At 44.4% G+C, this 13,184-nt stretch carries 13 protein-coding genes; 3 read left to right on the forward strand and 10 right to left on the reverse strand.

Annotation, left to right across the window (positions count from 1 at the left end):
- Positions 1–8: 8 nt before the first annotated feature.
- From K1I94_RS04260 to K1I94_RS04270, 3 genes are all read right to left on the reverse strand, one after another.
- Positions 9–674 (reverse strand): ABC transporter ATP-binding protein, encoded by a 666-nt coding sequence (locus K1I94_RS04260; RefSeq protein ID WP_002895797.1) that lies wholly within the window; start codon positions 672–674, stop codon positions 9–11.
- The gene (locus tag K1I94_RS04265; protein WP_223314524.1) at positions 675–1,736 is read right to left on the reverse strand and encodes an ABC transporter permease; all 1,062 of its coding nucleotides are present in this window, start codon (positions 1,734–1,736) and stop codon (positions 675–677) included.
- A 67-nt stretch (positions 1,737–1,803) separates the two neighbouring features.
- Positions 1,804–2,412 carry a TetR/AcrR family transcriptional regulator gene (locus K1I94_RS04270; protein ID WP_223314525.1) on the reverse strand — a complete coding sequence of 203 codons (609 nt, stop codon included), beginning with the start codon at positions 2,410–2,412 and terminating at the stop codon, positions 1,804–1,806.
- Between the two features lie 109 nt (positions 2,413–2,521).
- Between K1I94_RS04270 and K1I94_RS04275 the strand changes: the two genes are divergently transcribed.
- Positions 2,522–3,247, forward strand: coding sequence for a hypothetical protein (locus K1I94_RS04275; protein WP_223314526.1), 726 nt, complete (start codon positions 2,522–2,524; stop codon positions 3,245–3,247).
- Between the two features lie 90 nt (positions 3,248–3,337).
- Here the strand turns inward: K1I94_RS04275 and K1I94_RS04280 are convergent, their stop codons facing one another.
- Positions 3,338–4,375 carry a zinc-binding dehydrogenase gene (locus K1I94_RS04280; protein ID WP_223314527.1) on the reverse strand — a complete coding sequence of 346 codons (1,038 nt, stop codon included), beginning with the start codon at positions 4,373–4,375 and terminating at the stop codon, positions 3,338–3,340.
- A 180-nt stretch (positions 4,376–4,555) separates the two neighbouring features.
- On the reverse strand, positions 4,556–5,026 hold the full coding sequence (locus K1I94_RS04285) for an SP_0198 family lipoprotein (protein WP_002919233.1): 471 nt from the start codon (positions 5,024–5,026) through the stop codon (positions 4,556–4,558).
- 234 nt (positions 5,027–5,260) lie between these two features.
- On the opposite strand from K1I94_RS04285, the gene K1I94_RS04290 reads away from it, so the two are divergent.
- Together K1I94_RS04290 and K1I94_RS04295 are read left to right on the forward strand one after the other, a co-directional pair.
- The gene (locus K1I94_RS04290) at positions 5,261–5,728 is read left to right on the forward strand and encodes a GNAT family N-acetyltransferase (protein ID WP_148876241.1); all 468 of its coding nucleotides are present in this window, start codon (positions 5,261–5,263) and stop codon (positions 5,726–5,728) included.
- A gap of 132 nt (positions 5,729–5,860) precedes the next feature.
- Complete coding sequence (locus tag K1I94_RS04295) at positions 5,861–7,006, forward strand: cobalamin-independent methionine synthase II family protein (RefSeq protein WP_223314528.1); 1,146 nt, start codon at positions 5,861–5,863, stop codon at positions 7,004–7,006.
- A gap of 123 nt (positions 7,007–7,129) precedes the next feature.
- On the opposite strand, the gene K1I94_RS04300 is transcribed toward K1I94_RS04295, so the two are convergent.
- The 5 genes from K1I94_RS04300 to pheS form a co-directional block, all read right to left on the reverse strand.
- Positions 7,130–7,957 (reverse strand): alpha/beta fold hydrolase, encoded by an 828-nt coding sequence (locus K1I94_RS04300; protein ID WP_223314529.1) that lies wholly within the window; start codon positions 7,955–7,957, stop codon positions 7,130–7,132.
- A gap of 144 nt (positions 7,958–8,101) precedes the next feature.
- Complete coding sequence (locus K1I94_RS04305) at positions 8,102–8,494, reverse strand: YbgA family protein (protein WP_223314530.1); 393 nt, start codon at positions 8,492–8,494, stop codon at positions 8,102–8,104.
- Between the two features lie 184 nt (positions 8,495–8,678).
- Positions 8,679–11,084 (reverse strand): phenylalanine--tRNA ligase subunit beta, encoded by a 2,406-nt coding sequence (pheT, locus tag K1I94_RS04310; RefSeq protein ID WP_223314531.1) that lies wholly within the window; start codon positions 11,082–11,084, stop codon positions 8,679–8,681.
- A 212-nt stretch (positions 11,085–11,296) separates the two neighbouring features.
- The gene (locus tag K1I94_RS04315) at positions 11,297–11,806 is read right to left on the reverse strand and encodes a GNAT family N-acetyltransferase (protein ID WP_223314532.1); all 510 of its coding nucleotides are present in this window, start codon (positions 11,804–11,806) and stop codon (positions 11,297–11,299) included.
- A 45-nt stretch (positions 11,807–11,851) separates the two neighbouring features.
- Complete coding sequence (pheS, locus tag K1I94_RS04320; protein WP_002904274.1) at positions 11,852–12,901, reverse strand: phenylalanine--tRNA ligase subunit alpha; 1,050 nt, start codon at positions 12,899–12,901, stop codon at positions 11,852–11,854.
- Positions 12,902–13,184: the final 283 nt, after the last annotated feature.

Raw genomic sequence — 13,184 nt, forward strand, 5'->3', positions numbered from 1 at the left:
CTAAAGCTTTATCGAACTTGAGTCAGCACTCCGTCTTGCATCTCATAGACCTTGTCAACCTCGTCCAGCAAGCGGGTATCATGAGTAATCATGACCACGCTCTTATGGAATTTCTGGGTCACTTCTTTGAGCAGATGGACCACGCGCTTAGCCCGCTCCGTATCCAGACTAGCTGTCGGCTCATCAGCCAAAATAATATCAGGGCTATTATAAAGTGCTCGAGCGATAGCAGCTCTCTGCCGTTCTCCGCCAGACAATTCTTTCGGATACTGCTTGAGTGTTCCTTGTAGATCTAGCAACTCAATCAGACTGTCTAGATCTGTTCTTTCCTTTTTAGATAAGCGGTCAATCAGCTGGAACTGGTCTTCGATTTTCAAAAAAGGAATGAGATTGGAAGCCTGCAAAATAAAGCCGAAATCATTGAAACGCAGAGCAGCTCGTTCCTTTTCCTTGAGCTGGGAGGTATCTTTCCCATGCAGGAGAATCTGTCCTTTTGAGGGAGTTTGCAAATGGCCCAGCAAGGTCAAAAAGGTTGTTTTACCCGAGCCTGATGGCCCAATAATAGCTACAAACTGCCCCGCTTCCAGTTGGAAATCAGTTGGTTTCAGGGCTTGAACCAGCGTATGCCCCTGACCATATTCTTTTGTAACCCCTTTTAGTTCTATGATTGACATTTACTCACCTCCAATCGCTGTGATAGGGTCAATTTTCAGAACCCGATGAATGGACAAGAGTCCGCCAGCCAGTGACATGAACACAATCAGGACAATCAATCCAGCATAAGCTCTCCAGTCACTGTAAAAAGGCATAGAAGCCGGCAAGACTAGCTGGGTTCCCAAGAGAGCCAAAACAGCTAAGCTGATTCCCAGAGTTGACAGGATGAAAATCTGCCAAAAAATAGAAGCAATAATCTTCCCACTGGCAATCCCTTGGGCTCGCATAATACCGTAAAGATGCGTCTTTTGGATGGTAATGATGTACATAAAAATTCCCAATACCAAAAATGTAATCAGAACCATGGCCCCAATCATAAAGGAAAAAGTCAGTACCTGAGGCTGATAACCAGGGATATTTTCTATAAAATCACTCATAGAGAGCTGACTAAGTCCTGCTTCTTCAATCTTCTGACCATCCTTGACCACAAGTGCACTGATATTCTTAACCTGACTAGAGCCGTACTTTAATTCCCTGAAATCATCTAGATCCATAAAAATTACAGGTTGCGTAAAGAAGCTATTATCCTCTGTGAAACCAACAACCTGATAGAGGCGCTCACTTCCATTAAGCTGAAGCTGGTCGCCTAGTTTCACACCTTTTTGCTGCAGACGCTTATCCGCAATAACTTCATAAGCATTCTCAGCAGGACGTCCCTCAATAATGTCAGGCGCTAGAAAACTATCCCAAGTGAGACCAAAAACCTGAGCATTGAGTTTATCAGTCCCATCTTCATAATTGGCCACTGCTGACGTTTGTCCCAAAGCAGCGATTGAGTCCCCTTGAAGCAGGCGGCTGTATTCCTCTTCCTTGAGAGTCGAAGCTATTAGATTCTTATTGGCGTACTCCGACAAGACGATCGACTCAGCCTGCCATTGGTCCAAAGCCAAGCGATTGAGCCTAGCCAAACCGACGGAAAGACTAGATAAAAAGAAAACCATATAGGTAATGAGAAAGACCACAGCAACCACTAAACGATAGCGTCCGCGACTGTAGACAATCTCTTTAAAAGCTAAAAACAAAGCTGTCCTCCTTTGAGATATTCGAGACTATTATACCATAAAGAAGCAAACTGGAAAAACTATCCTGTCAATCCCCCTGCATATGCTCTCTGACAAAACCTGCCAGACCGACAGCGGTCACCCTAGCATGAAAATCACTCATTTGCTGAGCCTTATAGCGAGGATGAGCCATCCAGTAAGTCAGGGTTCCCATAAAGGACGCAGCTTGATGATTCAGTAGTAAATCCGCTTCTACCTCCTCTAAATGTGGATTACCCAAGGAAATACTCTGCCAGAAAATCTCCCTCAGAGCATTCTGCAACCGCCTAAAACTAGTTGGACTTCCATTCGGACCCAAAAGAATGGCTAAATCTTCCAAGTAAGGCTCAAAAAAATGAAAAAGATTTTGTTTCTCATGGATATAGTCTTCCACTTTAAAATCCTTTTCTAACTTGAACAAGCAGGCAGATTCTAGAGCCTCTTGATAATAGGCCTGCAAATCACCTAGCAAGCGGTCTTCTATCTTCTCCAGTAGATCATATTTATCCAGATAATGCCGATAAAAAGTACTGCGATTCACTTCTACTAAGTCAATAAGCTGGCGAATACTGATAGTATCAAAAGTCTGCTCCTTCATCAGCTTCAGCAAGCTAGTCTCTATCTGCTTTTCTGTCTTTCTTCTTTTTTTCTCATACATGCCATTCACCTCAAAATGCAACAGTCTCTCTAAAATTGATGCTTGTCTACCATCCAGCTCCCACTATATAATAAATACAAGCAGAAGGCAAGAACAGGAGGATTAAAAGATGAAGATTATGATCAATCAAAAGGAAGTCGGTCAAGAAAGAATTGAGCAATGGCGGAAGAAGAGAATCCATAAAGCAGCTAAGATACTTAATCTACAACTACCTAATACTGACAACACGGAGATTTTAGACCAAGCCCTACTGGAAGCAAAAATGAAGCTGACATACGAAGAGCTAATCCAGCAAATCGGAACCAAACTCAAATGGAGCCAATGTTTAATGAAATGGGCGGCCAAATGGTCCAAGAAACCACGAAAAAGAGCTATCATCACAATTTTTGCAAGTGGACTGACTGCTGCTTCTTTCAGTAAAATGCTAGAAAAGTTGATGTTAGAAAAGACAAATGTTCATAAACGAGTCAATCTTGGTGCCTGTCCAGACCATTATGCCTTGCAGCCGCACGGCGATAAACTAGAAGTCATTGAGACAGCAGGAAACAGCCCGCTACCGACACAGTTTTTTCTTGGCCTTGGTGGTGAAGCTGAGATAGAGGAGCCTCGTGATGCGTCTTATCCCTTCCAAACTGTCGGTGCTGCCAGTCTAGCGAATGGTTGCAATATCGGTGGAATTCGCCATCAATTTCGCGACACAGAAAAAGGCCTAGAAGCCCGATTCTGCGTCGAATTCCCCAGCCTTTGTCCAGACAGCCTTATCAAAGAACACCAGCTCCACCTGGCTGCCGAATGGTCAAGATGGATAACTTGGTGCAAAGAGCATAAAGAATGAATTTCCTTTCATGAAAAGAACTACCAAGCCATGCAAAAACAGCCTACTGCCATCTTAAAGAGACTGCAGCAAGGCTGTTTTCTTCTACACCTAATCAAAGACAATCATGGACTTAATGGTCTTGCGTTCATCCATATCCTTATAAGCTTGATCGATATCTTCCAGTTTGTAACTTGAAGTAAAGACCTTTCCCGGATTAATATCACCGTCAAGAACTGCCTTGAGCAAGATTTGCTTGTCGTAAGTTGTGACTGAGGCTGCTCCTCCTGCCACTGTAATATTTTGAGCAAAGGTAGAACCGAGAGCTCGATTATTATAGTGAGGCACACCGACAAAGCCCAAGCGACCACCGTTGTGAAGAACTCCCATAGCTTGATCAACAGCTGCTTCTGTCCCGACACATTCCAGAGCTGCATCTGCACCACCACCAAGGATTTCACGGACTTTGGCAATTCCTTCTTCGTCACGTTCTGCCACAACAGCTGTCGCACCTGATTCCAAGGCCATCTTTTGTCGATCTTCGTGACGGCTCATGAGAACGATTTGGGAAGCACCACGCATTTTAGCAGCAATAACAGCGCATTGTCCAACAGCTCCATCACCAATCACGACCACCTTATCACCAGGCTTAACATCTGCCACTCGCGCAGCATGATAGCCAGTTGGCATAACATCAGCCAGTGTCAAGAGTGATTTGAGCATGCCTTCTGTATAATCAGAAGGCTGACCCGGAATTTTGATAAGAGCCCAGTTAGCAAATTCGAAGCGCATATATTCTGCTTGTACTCCGTTTGACCAGTTATTCCCAATATGAGAATCACAAGTGCCATCAAATCCTGCCAGACAGGCATCACATTGCCCGCATCCATGAGTAAATGGGGCGATAACAAAATCGCCAGGTTTAACAGTCGTTACTGCATCGCCAATTTCTTCGACAATTCCAATAGCTTCATGCCCGCTATTTTGATGGCCTGCTTCAATATCTGGACTGCGGTAGCGCCATAGGTCAGAGCCACAGACACAGGTCCGAACAATCCGAATAATGGCATCATCTGCCTCAATAATTTGCGGACGATCAATCTCAGTCAGCCCAACTTGGCCCGCTTTTGTATAAACTGCTGATTTCATCGTTTCTTCTCCTTTGATATCTTTATAGTAACTATTATACAACTTAGAGCAACCTAGAAGTCAAATTTTTGACATTATTTAAGATAAAATTCTTATAAAAAAGGAAACTCTTTTCTCAGAGTTTCCTAGTTTAATTCCTCACTGCTCATCCCTGTTGTCCTGAGCAGAATGAGAAGCGCTTTACTGCTTAGTAAAGGTCAGAGTGTCTGGATCATCATCCAATTCGTCCACAATCAGCTGATTGCCATTTTGGCGGTAACTTTTAGCATCATCACCGACAATCAGTCTTTGATTAGCAGCATCTACTTGTACCTGCTTGATTTCCTTACTGCCATCAACCTCGGTCTCAGTCCAAGTACCAGTCGTACCATTGATTTCTAGGACATGTTGGTCGCCATCATGGTCGGTTGCTTGGTAGCGCCCGTCTAGATTAGTAGCCTGCCCTGCATTTGATGATGACGAAGGCTGATTAGAGGAAGATGCAGCTGATGACTGCGAAGTCTGATTTTGCGCAGATTGTGATGTCTGGCCTTGCGTATTCTGTGATGAACTAGTATTCCCTCCTTGGTTGGTATTGCCTGAGCAGGCAGCTAATAGAACTGCTGCTGTCAGAGATAGAATTCCGATAAAGGCTTTTTTTGTAATAGTCATATCGCTTTCTCCTTTTTCTACATTTGTAGTTTATACTTATATTCTACACTTGTCTGTTTCATTTGTCAAGAAAAAGCAGTTTTTATTATAAGGAAAATACATATAAAGGAAATGACGCACTCTGATTGACATTTGCTATTTAGATGCTACTTGTTCTCTTAGTCTTTCCAAGCTCGCTTGACAAAATAGTTCCCTGTCGTATAATGATTCTATGAACGATAAAAGGAGAAAATTATGCCAATCAGAAAAGCCCAAGTCAGAGATATTCCTGCACTCCAAGAACTCCTTCAGCAAATCCTGCTTGTCCACCATCAGGCTCGTCCAGACATTTTCAAGGCCAAGGGAAGCAAGTTTAGCAATGAAGAATTAGAGAAGATTCTGGAGCAAGAGTCCACCCCTATTTTCGTCTTTGAAAATGAAGCTGGAGAAATCCTCGGTCACCTCTTTTGCTCCATCAAGGAACCTGTCAGTCCTATACTCAATCCCATCAAGACACTTTTTATCGAGGACTTATGTGTAGATGGGAAAGCCAGAGGGCAAAAGGTTGGCGAACAGCTTTATCGCTTTGCGGAAAACTATGCTCGGGAAATCGGTTGCTATAATCTGACTCTCAATGCTTGGAACGACAATGTCGGAGCCCTACGATTCTATGAGCGGTTAGGGCTTCAGCCTCAGGAAACAGTGATGGAGAAGATACTTTGATTTTGAAAGACAAATTCCAGGAAGCGCTAGCAATAGTTTTCGACTATACCCTACCAGCAGAATTAACTATTTTATTTGCCGAGGAATTTTCGATACAATAGACCATAATCCCTAATGAAAGTGAGAAATCTTATGACGAAATCAAAATTTCAACTGGTTGGATCTCTTCTGCGCCCAGAAAATCTCCGCCAGTATAAGACAGAAATTGAGCACCGCGATGATATTCAATACCCCTTCTACGACAGCTTCCCAGGCTACCATGAGACGGAGACAGCTGACATCAAGGAGATTATTGCTGAGCAAAAGGCTAAGGGGATTGACATCCTGACGGATGGAGAATACTCCAAGTCTATGTGGCATCTGGACTTTGTCTGGGGACTTAAGGGAATCGAGCGCTACATTGCTGACCACGGCTATACCTTCAAGGACCACGACGGCGGGCAATACGAGACCCGCAAGGATATTGGTATCCGTATCACAGCACCACTATCTGGTAAAAACCATCACTTTATCGAAATTTATAAGCTAGTCAAGGAAGAGGCTGCTGGTGAAGATACTAAGCTGACTGTCTGGGGGCCTGCCCACGCTTATACTGAGTTAGCTGTCTTTGACCGCTTGGCTGGACCAGGACAAGTTTATGAGACCAATGAAGATTTGAAAAAAGGCTTGATTCAAGCCTATAAGGAATTTTTGGACGACTATAAGGCTGCTGGCGGACAGATTATCCAGTTTGACGACTGCCTCTGGGAGCTTTTTGATGAGTCCAATCCTGCTAGCTTTTTTGCGGAGGGCAATGCTAGTCTGGCTGACCTGGCAGACGAGTTTGTCGCCATCAACAATGAAGTCGTAGACTACGCTCATGAGCTTGGACTGACTGTCTGGACCCACAACTGCCGTGGTAACTACGAAAGCCGCTCTGCTGCCGAGGGTACCTACGAAGCTATCGCGGAAAAATTCCTGCGCGACCAACACTATGATCGCTACTTCCTAGAGTGGGACAGCGATGTAGCTGGTGATGTATCAGCTCTAGCAGCTTTGAAAGACAAGGATGCTGAAGTTGTTTTAGGACTGCTCTCCAGTAAGACGACAGGCTTGGATGATGAAAAGCGTGTCCTAGACCTCCTCGAGAAAGCAGCAACCGTTCTACCGAAAGAGCGTCTCCTGCTCTCCCACCAATGCGGCTTCGCCTCTTGTGACTCTGGAAACGAACTCACCATTGAGCAACAATGGGCCAAAATAAAACAAGGCCAAGAAATCGCCCAGAAATTCTGGGGATAATAAGCAAAAAAGCGGTATGACCGCTTTTTTCAATGCTTTTAAAATCAATTTGGGGCTGAATTAGATTTCTTTGATGAACTCCAGTTTCATCTACATCCGTTCAATATATTAAATCATGTAGTATCAGGAAAGTTCAATTCGCTTGAGCCAATTTTCAACCAAGGCCGTAAAGAGAGCCTCTTGATCTATCTGTGCATTGTGGCCAGCAAGATCCATTACAGCATGAGTTGCCCTTGGATAATAGCGAGACAGCTGGGCTAACTGCTGGAAGCCCACGACTTGATCCTGCTTTCCTGCTATAAAAAGGCTGGGCTTGTCATAGCCCTTTTCCTGTAGCTCTTGATCCACTTCAAACGAAAAAGAATAGTTTTCTTGCAGCTTTTGGACAAAGGGAGCATTCATCATCTGAAGCCCTGCTAGGATTTCTTTTTCAAATCGTTGATAAGTTTCTTTAGTCTGCAAAATCGCTAAATCAACGAAATCTTCGCTTTTGCCTGCTATATCAAAACCTACCTCTCTAATTAGCAGGCTGTCTTTTGGCAGAATTCTTTCTTGCGGATTGGGTACAACTACTGGACAAATAAGCAGCAAACCATCAATCTCCGACCTTTTCTTAGCCAAAATTCCTCTAGCAAGATAGCCACCATAAGACTCTCCAGCTAAGAGAAAGGAGTGTCCGCTGATTACAGTCTCTATAAAGTTTAAGATCATCTCTAAAATCGCATCCGCGCTTGCAAAAGCAGGATTGGCATCAGACCTACCCATGCCAGGCAAATCTAAATAAATCCTTTTATAGTCAGCATGTTTCTCAAAAATAGGTTCCAAACATCCTTCCATCAATTCAGATGAACAGCCCAAACCATGAATTGCCAAGACTGGCTTTCCTTGACCAATCACTTTATAATATAATTTATTTCCCTGATAAGTAAAAAACATTTTTTCTCCAATCATACCTTAAAGACACGTTTTGCTCGAGGTGGAGCCTTTATCGAAACCAGTCAAAATAATATTGTTTATGAGCCTAACAAATTATTCTTATCATCTACACCCCTCAAAGCTACTAAAGTAACTATCTTTCACCTGGATTTCAGTTACTCATTCTTCATCCCCAAATAACAAGGTTGACTGCTGCAGATAAGAATTGGGATACTTGACTAGCAGGCCCCTTACAGCTCTTACCAAGTCTTTCTGCTCAGCCTGACCGGATTGGTAACGAAGCAAAAGATGCATAAAATCTTCTTTTTCAGTCTTACTGGCTTTTTTCTTAAAATAGCCCCAAATATGCTGAAAGGCATTGCTGACCTGACCGCGGTTTTCAGACAAGGCTACCGCCTGGTCAATCAAGCCTTGAACATGTGCTGCTTCCACCGAGTCACTTTTTAGATATTGGCGGATTTCCAGATAGATCTTACTGGAATGACTGAGAACCAGATATTTATTTCTAGCCCAAAGAGTCTGACATTGGGAGATTTGGTTTACATTTTCCATGATTACTTTTCCTACTGATTTTTAATTTCGAATACTTCTCGTTTCGTCTACATTATTGCTCGCAACCCAGTAATAAGTTTGCCAAGACAGAAAGCTAAGCGAAACTGCAAATCAACTATGATTTGAATAGGTTTTCGAAGAGTATTAATCAAAATCCCCAATCACATGACTGGGGAATAGTTCATTAACGTACCTCTGCACCAAGTTTTTCGGTCAGAGATTTTTCGATTTTTTCCATGTATTTAGCCACTTCTTCATCAGTCAGGCTAGATTCTGTATTTTGGAAAGTCAGGCTGTAGGCCATGGATTTGAGGCCGACACCTAGCTTGTCACCAGAGAAGATATCAAAGAGCTTAATATCTGTCAAGCGCTTAACACCAGCTGCTAGGATTGCATCAAGGACCTCTTGGTGAGTGATTTCAGCCTTGAGCAAGAGGGCCACATCACGGCTGACAGCTGGGAATTTAGTGATTTCTGTAAATGGCTGTTCTGGCTGGAGCTGCTCTTGGATAGCAGACAGGTTGAGCTCAGCCACATAAGTTTCAGGAATATCGTAAGCCTTGGCTGTCGCAGGATGGACTTGGCCGACAAAGCCGACAGGCTGGCCATTGATAGAGATTAAAGCAGTCCGACCAGGATGCAAACTCTTAATTTGGCTGTTAGCCGCGTATTCAGCAGTCAAGCCCAACTTAGCAAAGAGTGCTTCCACTACACCCTTAGCATAGAAGAAATCAACTGCTACTGGCTTGGTCTGGAAGTCTTTTTCATTAACCAGACCTGTCAAAGCAAAGGCAAAGCTATTGATTTCATTTGGCAGTTTTTCCTTAGGATTGCCAGTCTGCTCAAAAACTTTTCCAATCTCATAGAGAGCTAGATTCTTATTTTTACGAGCTACATTGTAGGCTAGGGAGTCCAAAATGCCAGAAACCATGTTCTGACGAAGAACAGAACGCTCCACTGTCATCGGCCACATAAGCTCAGTCAGGTTGCTAGGATTTAGAGTGAACTCAATCGCCTTTTCTGGCGTCGTCAAAGCATAGGTGATGATTTCTGTCAGTCCAGCTCCCTCTGCTAAGGTCCTTACTTGACGGCGCAGTTGCTGCGTTGCAGTCAATTCACCAGCAGTCCCGTCATCTTTTGGCAGACTAGCTGGCAATTTGTCATAGCCGTAAATGCGGGCAATTTCTTCATAGAGGTCTGCTTCGATTGAAATATCCCAGCGACGGCGAGGCACGCTGACAGTGAACTGTTCAGCACTTCCTGACAGGCCAAAGCCAAGTCTGCGGAAGACATCCACGATATCTGTATAAAGTAAATCTGTTCCCAGCACACGGTTGACATCCGCGAGACTAGACACTACTTCTACATCTCTAGTGTCTAAGCTACCAGCTGATACGATACCAGCCTGAACAGTCGCTCCCGCCAAATCCGCAATCATACTTGCTGCTGCGTCCAAAGCTTCATTAACAGTTGCCACATTGATGCCTTTTTCAAAGCGGGAAGATGATTCCGAGCGCAAGTTGAGGCGACCGCTGGTCTTTCGGATTGATTTTCCATCAAAGACAGCTGCTTCCAAGACGACACGACTAGATTTCTCAGAGATTTCTGTCGCTTGACCACCCATAACACCAGCCAGAGCCACCGGCTTATCTGCGACAGTAATGACTAGGTCGCTCACTTCCAGATCCCGCTCTTCACCGTCCAGCGTCACCAGTTTTTCACCAGCACGCGCTTCCCGGACGACAATCTGGTCGCCCTCAAACGTATCCAGATCAAAGGCATGCATAGGCTGACCAAAGTAGAGCAGGATGTAGTTGGTCACGTCCACTACATTGTTAATCGGACGGATTCCTTCGTTCATGAGGAGATTTTGCAGCCACTGAGGACTTGGGGCAATAGTGACATTTTCCAAGATACGAGCCGCATAGTAAGGGGCTTTCTCGGTTTCAAGAGCCACTGATAGGCTGTCACCTGCTTGCTTTTCATTTTCCACCAGCGGAAAATCTTTAAAATGTACTGACTTGTCATATATGGCAGCCACTTCATGAGCCACCCCACGCATAGACAGAGCATCTGCCCGATTTGGTGTGATGGAAAGCTCGATAATCTCATCGTCCAAGTCCAGATAAGAGAAGACTTCCTCACCTGGCACTGCTTCTTCAGGCAGGATTTGAATGCCATCCGCAAATTCCTTTGGCACGACAGAATCAGAAATGCCCAGCTCACCGAGAGAGCAGATCATGCCCAGTGACTCCAAGCCACGGATTTTCCCTTTTTTAATCTTATAATTATCCGCAATGCGAGCACCTGGCAAAGCCACCATAACCTTGATGCCTGCGCGAACATTTGGAGCACCACAGACAATCTGACGGTTCTCCTCTTCTCCAACATTGACTTGACAAACATGCAGGTGGGTATCAGGAACATCCTCACACGATACCACCTCACCAACAAGAATATTTGACAGGCCAGCAGCTGGTGACGTCACACCTTCCACTTCAATTCCTGTCGTTGACATTTTCTCAGCCAGCTCAGCGCTCGCCACATCAATGTCTACTAAATCTTTTAACCACTTATAACTTACTAGCATATTTAAGATACCAAGGGCGTCAAAAACGACTGAAAAATAGGAGATTGGCTAAGCATTCAATGAATGATTGCAAATCTATCTTTTTTCCGAGTTTTTAGCCCTGGTTCAATTCCTTTCTCTATTCTATCACTGAGGAATCTGAATGTGAATGACCAAATCATCTAAATTTAAACTTTTAGGTCGTATCATTTCCTCTCTTTAAATTTTCTTGTTTATTTCAATTTCTTGCGCAGCAGCCAGTCTGTGTCCACCGTCTCACCAGTGATATAGTCGTGCTGGCTGAACTTTTCAAAGCCGTATTTGAAGTAAAAATCTTGAGCTCTAAAATTCTTTTCCCAGACGCCCAGCCAGACCCAGTCAAAGCCTCGTTTCTCGGCTTCATCTAAGGCGAATTCAAACATTTCCTTGCCCAAGCCTTGACCATGATAAGCTTTCAAGACATAGATTCGCTGAACCTCAAAGGCCTGTGGCAGTTCTTGCTCCGTTTGAGCTTGTCCCCAGTTAAACTTGAGAAAACCAGCAATTTTATCATCTTTGACAACAAAATAGGTCTCTGACTCAGGATCTGCCAGTTCCTTTTCGATAGTTGCAAGCGACAGCTCATTGTCAAAATAATGAGTCATATCAGCTTCCTTGATAAAAGGACCAAAAGTTTCTTGATAAGTCGCGACCTCCAACTCTCGCAAGAGACTCGCTTCTTCTTTCTTGACTCTGACTAGCATACTGCACTCCTTTCTCAGAAAAGCTGCATTGATGATTACAGGTTTCTACTTAAACTGCTGAGAAAAACGAATATCTCCTTGGTAGAAGCCACGAATGTCGTTGATACCGTAGCGAAGCATAGCTACCCGCTCTTGACCAAGACCAAAGGCAAATCCAGAGTATTTCTCTGCATCAATGCCGCTCATTTCCAGCACGCGTGGATGCACCATACCAGCTCCCATAATCTCAATCCAGCCTGTCTTCTTGCAGACATTACAGCCGGCTCCGCCACACTTAAAGCAGGAAACATCCACTTCAACAGACGGCTCTGTGAATGGGAAGTAAGACGGACGCAGACGGATACTGCGGTCTTGGCCAAACATCTTCTGGACAATCAGCTGCAGCGTTCCTTGCAGGTTGGCCATGGAAATATTTTCTCCAACCACCAAGCCTTCAATCTGATGGAACTGGTGGGAGTGAGTCGCATCATCGGTATCTCGACGGAAGACGCGTCCTGGTGAGATCATCTTGAGTGGCCCTTTAGAAAAGTCATGAGCATCCATAGCCCGCGCCTGTACCGGACTGGTGTGGGTTCTGAGCAGGATCTCCTCTGTAATGTAGAAAGTGTCCTGCATATCCCGTGCAGGATGGTCCTTAGGCAGATTCATCCGCTCAAAGTTGTAATAATCCTTCTCCACTTCAAAGCCGTCCACGACCTGATAGCCCATCCCGATGAAAATATCTTCGATTTCCTCACTAGTCTGACTAAGAATATGACGGTTCCCTACCGGAATTTGACGGCCTGGCAGAGTCACATCCAAGGATTCCTCAGCCAGTTTCAGAGCTACTAATTGCTCTTCCATCTCTTGAGCAGTCTTTTCAAAGGCTGCTGTCAGAATATCACGCGCTTCATTGACGTGCTTCCCGATAATCGGCCGCATTTCTGCAGAGATATCCTTCATCCCTTTCAGGACTTCAGTCAGTGAACCTTTTTTACCCAAGACAGCTACACGCAAGTCCTGCAGTTCCTTTTGATTCTCAGCCTTGAGCTGCTTGAGAGAAGCTAGAGTCTCTTCACGCAGGCTTTTTAGTTGTTCTTCAATCGTTTTCGTCATTTTCCCTCCAAAATAAAAAGCGCGCCAATCTCCATAAGCGGAGCGTTGACACGCGGTACCATCCGTTTTTTATCTGGCAAGCCAGACCTTACTTATCAATCCTAGAGCAAGTGAATTCGCCTAGCTTTCATCTAGAGAGCTTTCAGTCGCTGGCTCCCCTCCCTGTTAAACTTCCCCTAGGTTACTGGTCTTGCGGATTGCTATTTAGTTATATTTCATTCTAACAGATTTCTAAACATTTCGCAAGCTCAGTTAAAGAATTTACAAGAAGAGACTATCAAGA

This window comes from Streptococcus sanguinis (genome assembly GCF_019929145.1).
GTDB lineage: Bacteria > Bacillota > Bacilli > Lactobacillales > Streptococcaceae > Streptococcus > Streptococcus sanguinis_U.